General features: G+C 42.5%; 20 protein-coding genes. 13 read left to right on the forward strand and 7 right to left on the reverse strand.

The window, feature by feature from the left end; genetic code table 11:
- Positions 1 to 252 precede the first annotated feature (252 nt).
- The 7 genes from AC805_RS09860 to AC805_RS09890 all read right to left on the reverse strand — a co-directional run bounded on the left by AC805_RS09860 (position 253) and on the right by AC805_RS09890 (position 3,004).
- Positions 253 to 552 carry a hypothetical protein gene (locus tag AC805_RS09860; protein ID WP_055075273.1) on the reverse strand — a complete coding sequence of 100 codons (300 nt, stop codon included), beginning with the start codon at positions 550 to 552 and terminating at the stop codon, positions 253 to 255.
- A gap of 63 nt (positions 553 to 615) precedes the next feature.
- The gene (locus tag AC805_RS09865; RefSeq protein ID WP_055075274.1) at positions 616 to 1,020 is read right to left on the reverse strand and encodes a hypothetical protein; all 405 of its coding nucleotides are present in this window, start codon (positions 1,018 to 1,020) and stop codon (positions 616 to 618) included.
- The gene (locus AC805_RS27325) at positions 1,017 to 1,235 is read right to left on the reverse strand and encodes a helix-turn-helix transcriptional regulator (protein WP_072143581.1); all 219 of its coding nucleotides are present in this window, start codon (positions 1,233 to 1,235) and stop codon (positions 1,017 to 1,019) included. The genes AC805_RS09865 and AC805_RS27325 overlap by 4 nt, the downstream gene beginning before the upstream one ends.
- A 354-nt stretch (positions 1,236 to 1,589) precedes the next feature.
- Positions 1,590 to 2,174 carry a CAP domain-containing protein gene (locus AC805_RS09875; RefSeq protein ID WP_055075276.1) on the reverse strand — a complete coding sequence of 195 codons (585 nt, stop codon included), beginning with the start codon at positions 2,172 to 2,174 and terminating at the stop codon, positions 1,590 to 1,592.
- Positions 2,175 to 2,390, reverse strand: a complete 216-nt coding sequence (locus AC805_RS09880; RefSeq protein ID WP_055075277.1) for a hypothetical protein — start codon at positions 2,388 to 2,390, stop codon at positions 2,175 to 2,177.
- 48 nt (positions 2,391 to 2,438) lie between these two features.
- A complete protein-coding gene (locus AC805_RS09885) occupies positions 2,439 to 2,654 on the reverse strand; it encodes a helix-turn-helix transcriptional regulator (RefSeq protein ID WP_055075278.1) in 216 nt (71 codons plus the stop codon).
- Positions 2,654 to 3,004 (reverse strand): helix-turn-helix domain-containing protein, encoded by a 351-nt coding sequence (locus AC805_RS09890; protein WP_072143582.1) that lies wholly within the window; start codon positions 3,002 to 3,004, stop codon positions 2,654 to 2,656. Before AC805_RS09890 ends, AC805_RS09885 begins: the two co-directional genes overlap by 1 nt.
- A 116-nt stretch (positions 3,005 to 3,120) precedes the next feature.
- Between AC805_RS09890 and AC805_RS09895 the strand changes: the two genes are divergently transcribed.
- The 13 genes from AC805_RS09895 (at position 3,121) to AC805_RS26795 (ending at position 8,261) form a co-directional block, all read left to right on the forward strand.
- Entirely contained in the window at positions 3,121 to 3,315 is a 195-nt protein-coding gene (locus AC805_RS09895; RefSeq protein WP_055075280.1) for a hypothetical protein, read from the forward strand.
- A gap of 47 nt (positions 3,316 to 3,362) precedes the next feature.
- Positions 3,363 to 3,596, forward strand: coding sequence for a hypothetical protein (locus tag AC805_RS25535; RefSeq protein ID WP_156341367.1), 234 nt, complete (start codon positions 3,363 to 3,365; stop codon positions 3,594 to 3,596).
- 40 nt (positions 3,597 to 3,636) lie between these two features.
- Positions 3,637 to 3,909, forward strand: coding sequence for a hypothetical protein (locus AC805_RS09900; RefSeq protein WP_156341368.1), 273 nt, complete (start codon positions 3,637 to 3,639; stop codon positions 3,907 to 3,909).
- A 36-nt stretch (positions 3,910 to 3,945) separates the two neighbouring features.
- Entirely contained in the window at positions 3,946 to 4,233 is a 288-nt protein-coding gene (locus AC805_RS09905; RefSeq protein WP_055075282.1) for a hypothetical protein, read from the forward strand.
- Positions 4,234 to 4,271: 38 nt separating this feature from the next.
- Positions 4,272 to 4,526 carry a hypothetical protein gene (locus tag AC805_RS09910; RefSeq protein WP_055075283.1) on the forward strand — a complete coding sequence of 85 codons (255 nt, stop codon included), beginning with the start codon at positions 4,272 to 4,274 and terminating at the stop codon, positions 4,524 to 4,526.
- Between the two features lie 9 nt (positions 4,527 to 4,535).
- A complete protein-coding gene (locus AC805_RS09915) occupies positions 4,536 to 4,898 on the forward strand; it encodes a hypothetical protein (RefSeq protein ID WP_055075284.1) in 363 nt (120 codons plus the stop codon).
- Positions 4,895 to 5,221, forward strand: coding sequence for a hypothetical protein (locus tag AC805_RS09920; RefSeq protein ID WP_055075285.1), 327 nt, complete (start codon positions 4,895 to 4,897; stop codon positions 5,219 to 5,221). Before AC805_RS09915 ends, AC805_RS09920 begins: the two co-directional genes overlap by 4 nt.
- Before the next feature lie 75 nt (positions 5,222 to 5,296).
- Positions 5,297 to 5,494 (forward strand): hypothetical protein, encoded by a 198-nt coding sequence (locus tag AC805_RS09925; RefSeq protein WP_055075286.1) that lies wholly within the window; start codon positions 5,297 to 5,299, stop codon positions 5,492 to 5,494.
- Positions 5,495 to 5,514: 20 nt separating this feature from the next.
- Positions 5,515 to 5,745, forward strand: coding sequence for a hypothetical protein (locus AC805_RS25540; protein WP_156341369.1), 231 nt, complete (start codon positions 5,515 to 5,517; stop codon positions 5,743 to 5,745).
- A 31-nt stretch (positions 5,746 to 5,776) separates the two neighbouring features.
- Positions 5,777 to 6,703: a helix-turn-helix domain-containing protein gene (locus AC805_RS09935; protein WP_055075288.1), complete on the forward strand. Its 927-nt coding sequence runs from the start codon at positions 5,777 to 5,779 to the stop codon at positions 6,701 to 6,703.
- Positions 6,696 to 6,965 (forward strand): hypothetical protein, encoded by a 270-nt coding sequence (locus AC805_RS09940; protein ID WP_055075289.1) that lies wholly within the window; start codon positions 6,696 to 6,698, stop codon positions 6,963 to 6,965. Before AC805_RS09935 ends, AC805_RS09940 begins: the two co-directional genes overlap by 8 nt.
- On the forward strand, positions 6,943 to 7,173 hold the full coding sequence (locus AC805_RS09945; protein WP_055075290.1) for a hypothetical protein: 231 nt from the start codon (positions 6,943 to 6,945) through the stop codon (positions 7,171 to 7,173). Before AC805_RS09940 ends, AC805_RS09945 begins: the two co-directional genes overlap by 23 nt.
- The gene (locus tag AC805_RS26795; RefSeq protein WP_055075291.1) at positions 7,170 to 8,261 is read left to right on the forward strand and encodes a hypothetical protein; all 1,092 of its coding nucleotides are present in this window, start codon (positions 7,170 to 7,172) and stop codon (positions 8,259 to 8,261) included. The genes AC805_RS09945 and AC805_RS26795 overlap by 4 nt, the downstream gene beginning before the upstream one ends.
- Positions 8,262 to 8,432: the final 171 nt, after the last annotated feature.

Raw genomic sequence — 8,432 nt, forward strand, 5'->3', positions numbered from 1 at the left:
TATTTACTTCACCCATCCATAAGCTCTTTTACGGCTTAGCGGGATATTGGGGCTATTAGTGTAAAACTAATAGGTGGTGTCTAGCCTTTATACAACGGAAAGTTCGCCCACCACGGCTACTCTTTTCAACTCCGCTTAGTTCTTTTTTATCATGGATTCACTGTCGCTTAACTTGTTTTCTGATTCGTTTTCATCCCGCCACTCATCCCTGTAAACGGATAGAGTGCGGGACTTCTCACTCACATTAGTTAATCATGCGGCTGCTTCCTCTTCCCCTGGTCCGATCGCTAATGCTTCGGCTTCGATCTCGTTGGTGGCGATCATGGATGCAGACCCACTGACAAACCAGCGGATAAATTTGCGCCGTACTGCTTTGAGTAAAGCCTTTTTTACGACTTTCCAGTCAAGCGAATCAAGCAACTCATCAGCGACAATTTCCTCTAGAGTGAGTTTTTCGGACGCATCGATGCTTAGGGAATCTTGGGAATCTTGGGAATTACCTACATTAAAATTAGGCTCGACTACTTCAAGCTTGTTGGGTTTGCGTGTCATGATTGTTAGTGAATATTTTTGACGGTGTGGGCAACGGCTCATGCCGTTTTTTATTGCTCTTGATTAACTGGGATTACTGGGATAGGACGTGCCATTGATATCCTCGTCATCATCTGAGTCTGGATTGTCGGTGAAGGGTTCACCCAACCAGCGCTCTAGGATGCGTCTTGTCTCAATGCGTAAGCCACGAATCTCTACCTCTAACCTTTCTAGCCTGTCTTGCCCTCTAATGATGGCATCGGCAAACTGGTTGAATTTAGAGTCAAGGGAGTTATTAGTCGCCTCAATAGCTCTGGCATTGGACTCGACTATTGCTTCGATCCGCGTCAAGTTGTCAGATGTGCGATCGACAATTGCACGGGTTTCGCTCATCTCTCTTTCGATCCTGTTTTGCCTTTCGTACAAGCCTAGATTGGCTTGTGTCATCTGGCTTAGGACTTCTTGCATTTGCTCGAAGGTCATGGTCATGTGATTTCCTCAACCTCTTTCATTACGAATAAATCACCCACTTCACAGTTGAAGTAGTTACACAGCGTGTTAATCGTGGCTGCGTCAACACGATCGAATTCATTGTTGTGCAGCCTATTAATGGCTGTCACACTCAAACCAGTTCGACGAGAAAGTTCACGCTGGCTTAGGCGTGTGTCTTTCTCCATCATCAAAACAGCTAGGCGGCAATACATTTTTTTCACGCATCTATTGTAATAGTTAGCGCTAACACGCTTCAAGCCTTAGTATTAGCGCTAACAAAAGATACTATAACGCATTGTTTGATTAACTTAAATGTGTTTATCATATCATTTAATTTAACATTGTTAGCGTTAATGATTACATTGATATATAAAGCAAAAAAGAAGCGGCGCGTTGCGCCGCCTTTTTTGTTTTTATTTATTTTTGCTACTTAATATCCTGGCAAAACAAAAAACTATTTGGCTCTATATCTAGGTTTCAGCTTTATGTTTTGCCAGGGTGCAACCTCATGAGATAGGCGATCGCTAATTTAGCGATCGCCTATCTCCTTATTTATCTTTTAAAGCTTATGATTTTTTGTTTGTAACACAATCTTTTCCAAAGCCTTCTTCATTTAAACCAAGAAAAACACATTTATTTCCATCACACCCTACAGCCCCAGCTAGATGTTTGTCATACAAAAAGTTCTCATCAATTGTTCTTTTTGCAATATATTCATCAATCCATTCAATAGTTACTTGACTAAGCGTCTTAGCTTCAGGACGCACATTTACACCAATTGCTGAATACTTATTTAAACTTTCTGCTAGATACTCTGTTGGTTTAAATCCATATTGCTCCTTAATTTTATCTGTACAAAGATTAGTTTGAGGATTAGTAAAATCATAATAATTATATTGATTCATATCTTTAGCCCTTGCCATAGCTAGGTTATAGGCTTTGGAGCTATAGTTTATTGGTGGCTTACCATTCTTTTTTCTATACTCATTAATTTGTTTTATAGCTTTTTTTGATTCTTCTTCAGATACAGCTATAAATACAATTGCATCAGGCGGATTTTTCTTTTCACCAGCATTAACAAAGAAGTTTCTATATATAGAAAATGCAAAGACAGTTAAAACAATTGATCCAATAATTTTATTAGAACTCATTCATTTCTTTACTGATTTTGAGATTATCAAATAAACAACCACAGCGATAAAGGCAAATATAGCAGCTTTAAATGGGCGATTTAACATATCAACAGCCCAATAATCTAAATCATTTATCACAAAGTAGATTTGCCTAATTAACCATGCCGTTCCTTGCACCAATACAAAGCTCACGGCAAATACTATCAGTCCTCTTAGATAAATATTTTCAGGCATTATCTTCCTGCACTCTCCGCGATCGCCACCAATTTACAATCTAACCAGCTATGAGGCATTAATCATAATTCTTGAATAGAAATAAGCTTTTGCATTTGCTGGTAAGACATTAATTAATTTTTCAAGGCTTGCAGTTTGCAGATCGGTTTTGCCGTGGCGAAATCTACTGATCTGGTTTTCACCAATACCTGATTTGTCAGCAATATCTGATGCTCTTAAATCAAAGAGCTTAACTGTCTCGTCGAAAGCTTCTCTATAAGGCATTATCTTCCTGTACTCTCCGCGATCGCTAGTAGTTTTTCAGAGACAACGTGATCTATGACAGCTATTTGATTCAAGCTCATACTCATTGATTTGATTTTGCTTACCAGACTGTCAAACTCTGACGCTGAGGCTTTATTTCCTTTCAGGCAATCATGTAAATTATCTAGACTCATCCCCAATACCCTCGAAATTGCTACTAGGTTGTGGTGATCAGGTTCAGAAAGGCAGTTTTCCCAGCCAGTTACTGCGGTATGAGTCACCCCAAGGAGTCTAGCAAAAGCAGACTTACTCATGGAGCCTCGTTTTTGCTTTATTAACTCTGCTAGTTTCTCACGCTCTTCTAGTGTCATAGCGTCATACATAAATGCTTACATTCAAGATTACATTAATTCATTGAATCAATGCTTGCGTTATTGAACTTACTCATGTAATTATTGAAAGTGTAAATTTAGTTTTGCATTTACTCATGTCAAACAAAGTTGCACTACAAGCACGCATTGAAGAAGATCTCGATCTTCAGTTGAGACAACTAGCGGCAAAGCACCGTAAACGCCCTAATGTCATTGTTGACGAGGCGCTTCGCCATTGCTTGGGTAATCCACATTTCTTGTCATACCTAGACAAACAATTCACCAAAAAAGAAGAGGCGATCGCTAGTTAGGAGCTAAGCGATTGCCTCTTCTTTTTTTAATTACCAAGGAGGTAAAAATGCAAAGCCTATACAAGACAGCACTTGAGAACTTTGCTCACACGACAAATCATACAGCAACAATCTTGGTATCAGCAAACCGATACACCTATGTGACCAGTGACCTAAAAGCCACAGGTCACTTTACCGAACCGAACAAACGCAAATTCAGGAGAGCGCTAGCCCTAGAGACCCATTGCCTAACCCAAAAAGGCTATCTAGTGCAAATCCAACACTCACCAATAGAGATGTAATCACACCCAATCACCAATCACCAATCACCCAAATAAACCTATGGACAGAGAACTATTCCTAGCCCTGCTTTCAGCACAGCAAGAACGCAACATGATGAGGCTTGAAACAGAAAACGCCTATGCAGCTTGGCAATATGCCCAAAAGCAGCAGGAACAAGCCCTTCAACGCTTAGCCAAATTAAGACAACAAGTCGCCCCTCATTTGAAAGATGGCGAAATCATCTCTATCTGGGTAGATGGCACACACTTCGCCATCGGACCAGCTAGTCATCCTGCCGAAATTGAAATTCGCGTCGTGAAAGCGATCGACTAACCCAATCACCAACTCACCAATCACCCAAATAAACCTATGTTCCCTAACCCCGCAAACTACTACCTCCCCACCCCCGAACAATTCGAGACTGAGATGACATCGTTCGGTCTCCTCAGTTTGGCGACTATCAATCACGAGATTACCTATTACTTAGAAAGCGTATTGGTGGATGAACAAGACGACTTTCAGGCATCAGGAACTACAAAAGCTTTTGACGAATGGATTGTTAGCCTCAAAGCCGATGAACTAATCAACCTAATCCGATGGATTACCGAGCGACTCGCATACCTCTACCAAAAAGAAACCAGCGCCAAAGCTGCCTAACCCCGTTGAAATTCAATTCTTTGACTTTTTCAAAACCAATGTCAATCCAAGGAAGAAACCAACTAAGCCAAGTATTCCCCACAGATGTAGCCAATGAAATTTGTGGTTTATCCCCAGTCAGCAAAGCCATGCTCATGTATGAACTTGCCGACGATCTCTCAGAAAAGCTTGACGGCTTTCCCGATCAGTTCAGTGCTACTACAACCCAATGGCTAAAAGCTCTCTCCATGAAAGAGAGCATTCAAACCATTGAGAACTTAGCCCAGATGCTCAAGGTTGAACTAAATGTTTGAGGTAATGCCATGCAGCTCGATATTTTTTCACTACCTCTCACCAATCCCAGTGGTGAACTACCTAGACCAATTCTAGGAATCGATCCAAAAGTTGAAGAAGCGATCGCCTCACTTCAATCCCTCAAAGAGCTAGCCATAGAACCCGAATCAGAAGCCGAAAAGCAAAGCTTTGGAATCGTCCGAGAGCATCCAGACAGACATAACTTAGTCGAAGGCTGCACAGTCCGTAGCTCTACATCCTATGTAGGCAAAACAGGCAAGCTGATTCGGTTTGAAGAAATTGCAGGTATCACATTTGCAATGGTCAAATTTCCTCATGGCTTACCCCTCTATCCATGCACCATCAAAACCTTAGAAAGAGTCCAGCCATGACAGAAGAGACAAAAGAACTAGCGATCGCTGATATCGCAAAATTTGCCAATCTGCATAAAGACCTTGAGTGCGAAATTTCTCGCCTTATGAGGATTAATGAGCAGGACAAAAAAGAGCATGAAGAGAGATTCACAAAGCTAAAAACAATAGCTATCCAAGGGATTGAAGCATCAAAGCTTATCCTCACTGTGATCACCAAATCAGAGACAGCCCATTGGCAAAAAAAAGAGAACATCCGCAATGCGATCGGTGTTCTCGAAATTTTGCAAACCCGAATCGCCAAAGCCGATCCGATTCCACTTCCATTTGATGATGATTTTTAACCAATAAAAAAGCGATCGCACTCAGTCGAGTGGCGATCGCTTTTTGTACAAAACCCTACCTAACCCATAAATACCATGAAAACCTATCAAGAACTATCTCTCAAAGAAAAGATTGTACAGGCAAGACTCATGAAGCGCAGCGGCTGGAGCAAACCAGACATTGCAAAAACTCTTGACCTAGAGAACAAGGTTGTGAAGCTGATTTTTGACAATTCCATGTGGACAGCCGAAGAACTTGCCGAAGAGTTGAGGAAGCGGAACTATGTCAAATAACTTAGAAATCCGCACACAGCTTGAAAAAACAGGTTTTTTCTCAAACCTTCCATCATTCATCCCTTGCCACTGCCGCCAATGCTTCGCGCCGCCTTGGGAAGAGATGCTCTGGCACTTGGACGATCCCCCTGAAAAAGATTCAGGTGAACACTATCCAAAACTTTACACCTGCGAAATGTGCAATCGCTCAGCCCCTTGGTGCTTTGGCGCAGACGATCAATATTTTGAATTTTGTGATGACTGCTATGTAGCAGTCACAGAACTAACAGGAGAGATTGAACCATGACGAAGCACTTAAGACTAACCAACGAGCAGTTTCTATACCTGCACCACACCCTCAAAGATGCACAGTTTAGAGTTTATCTATTTTTATCCACCCTCAATCCTTTTAGCGACTCACATATTGAGGTGGATACTGCCGTAATTTCCGAACATTTAGGGTTACATCGCAGAACTGTTCAATCTGCCCTTCATGAACTCAGTAAATTAGATTTAATTCAGGTAAGCAAATTTAAGCTTAGAGTTTTTGCGCCTAAAAGTAATGATAAATCTAGCGATCTACAGACTCGCCAAGGTGAGTCCAGAGATCGCCAAGGTGAGTCCAGAGATCGCCAAGGTGAGTCCAGAGATCGCCAAGGTGAGTCCAGAGATCGCCGACAGCTTCCAGAATCTTTACCTAGTGCGGATTCTGGAAGCTCTCAAACTATTCAAACTATTCAAACTCTCTCAAACTGCACGCGCGAAAATTTGCGAGAGGAGAGCTTTGAAAATTTCGATCAAGAAAATCCAGAAAACGAGAAAAATGTGGAAAGCGTAGAACAAGCTTTGAAGATCGTTCAAGAGAATTTAAAAACCACTTCTGAACCAACAGAAATTCCAAACGAGACAACACCAGAAAGCGCAAACAGTGGAGTGGATCGAAATTACGCCGGGCCGCCGCCCGAAAAATTTTTTAAAACTTTGCGCGATTTCGTGATTTACGAGGCAAAGCAAGACCCGAAAATCAATTCCCCAGAGATTTGGGCAAATACTTGCCTAGCCAGAAACCCTGAAGAATGGCAAGCCAAATGGGACGCATGGGAGCGATCGCGTAATCAAACCGCCATCGGTCTGCCCGAAAAGGTCGAGATTGATTTTGAAAAAAGCAAGAAAGCGATGGAAGAAGCCCGCAAACTTTTACCCGCATGGATGAGGCGAGACCGTGGCTAGCACAAGACCGATTCTCAAAAATCAGGCTGTGCAAGAACCCAAGCGGGAAATCCTTGGCAAAGACTTATCAGCCCTGATTTCCAGACGTGACATCCTCATGGAAATGCACGGCTTTGACTGGAAACACCCCCGAATTCTCGCTTACCTAGAGCGCTGCGGTGTCCCCAATCGCCACTTCCTCAGCGAAGCGCACATGAAAAACCTTGTCGAAAAACTAGAATCCTTACCAATTCCCAACTATGACCAGAAAAAAGCCAGTTAACCCCAATCACCAATGGCTTGAACTTGCCAAATTTGCCGAACAAATCAACGTTGGTGCAGACCACTTACGAGACTTGATCGCCCTTGGATGCCTTAAAGCTGGTGAACATTGGATCGATATTCGCAAACCCAATAGCACAAGGGCAAATTACCGCCTCAACATTCAAAACTGCATTGCCTATTTCTCCACACCTGCCGAAAAACGATGAACGAATCAGAACGCAAACTAGCACAGGCAAATGGGCGACTTAAAGCCGCAAAAGTTGGTGTGAGCATCCAAGCAAGGGGTGGCAAATTGTACTTGCAGGCAACTTTACCGCCAAAGCCCAATAGCAATAGGAAAGATGCACACCAACAGCGCATCAGCTTAGGCATCAATGCCAATGGTGCAGGGATTTCCTACGCGGAAGCGGAAGCCCGAAAAGTTGGCGCGTTACTTGCCTGCAAGGAATTCGATTGGCATCCCTATGTAACAATTTCTCCCAATGTCACCACCGTGGAATCACTATTGGCAGACTTTGAAAGCGATTACTTTACTCGACGGCAAAGAAACCCCAAAAGTGAGACTACATGGGAAAAAGATTATTTCGCAGTTTTGAAGCGATTGCCCCAAGATAGCGAACTGACCAGTGAGGTGATCATGAATGCGATCGCCCAAACTGAACCAGACTCACGACAAAGAAAAAGATTCTGCATGGTGCTGACAGCATTTGCCAAATTTGCCGAGCTGCCCATAGACCTCAAACGATACGCAGGAAACTACAATCCACGTCGTGCAAAGTTCCGTGATTTGCCAGATGATTCCATAATTCAGAATTGGTTCGAGCAAATCCCCGATCCTTCATGGCAATGGTATTACGGAATGCTTGCTACCTATGGCTTACGACCTCATGAACTATTTTATGTAAACTTCGATTTATATCCAATTGCCACCATCGAAGATGGAAAAACAGACACACGGCGAATTTGGGCTTGTTACCCTGAATGGTGCAATAAATTCAACCTGAAAGAGTTAAAAATTCCTCAAATCACCGCAAAAAATAATACTGAATTCGGAGCAAAAGCAGGTAGATACTTCAAACGTATTGGCTTACCCTTTCACCTATACGATTTGCGCCATTGCTGGGCAATAAGAACTTTAGAATTTGGGCTTGATGTATGTCTTGCAGCACAACAAATGGGACATTCCGTACAAGTTCATACAGACTTGTATCATGCTTGGATTAGCACTGCTCATCACCAGAAAGCATACGACCTACTCATGCAAAGAAGCGATCGCCCCAAGCCCCCAAAATAGGTTGGCTTAAAGTTGGCTTAAAACTAAAACCCCCTCCAACCTCTTCTAACCCTTTCTAACCCCATTCAAAAGAAGTTAGAAAATGTCAGAAACAAGTCAGAGAGGGTAAAAGTAAATGGGGGTGAAGGGACTTGAACCCTTACGACCTTACGGTCAACGGATTTTAAGTCC

It is taken from the genome of Pseudanabaena sp. 'Roaring Creek' (assembly GCF_001402795.1).
In the GTDB taxonomy this organism is placed as follows: Bacteria; Cyanobacteriota; Cyanobacteriia; order Pseudanabaenales; family Pseudanabaenaceae; genus Pseudanabaena.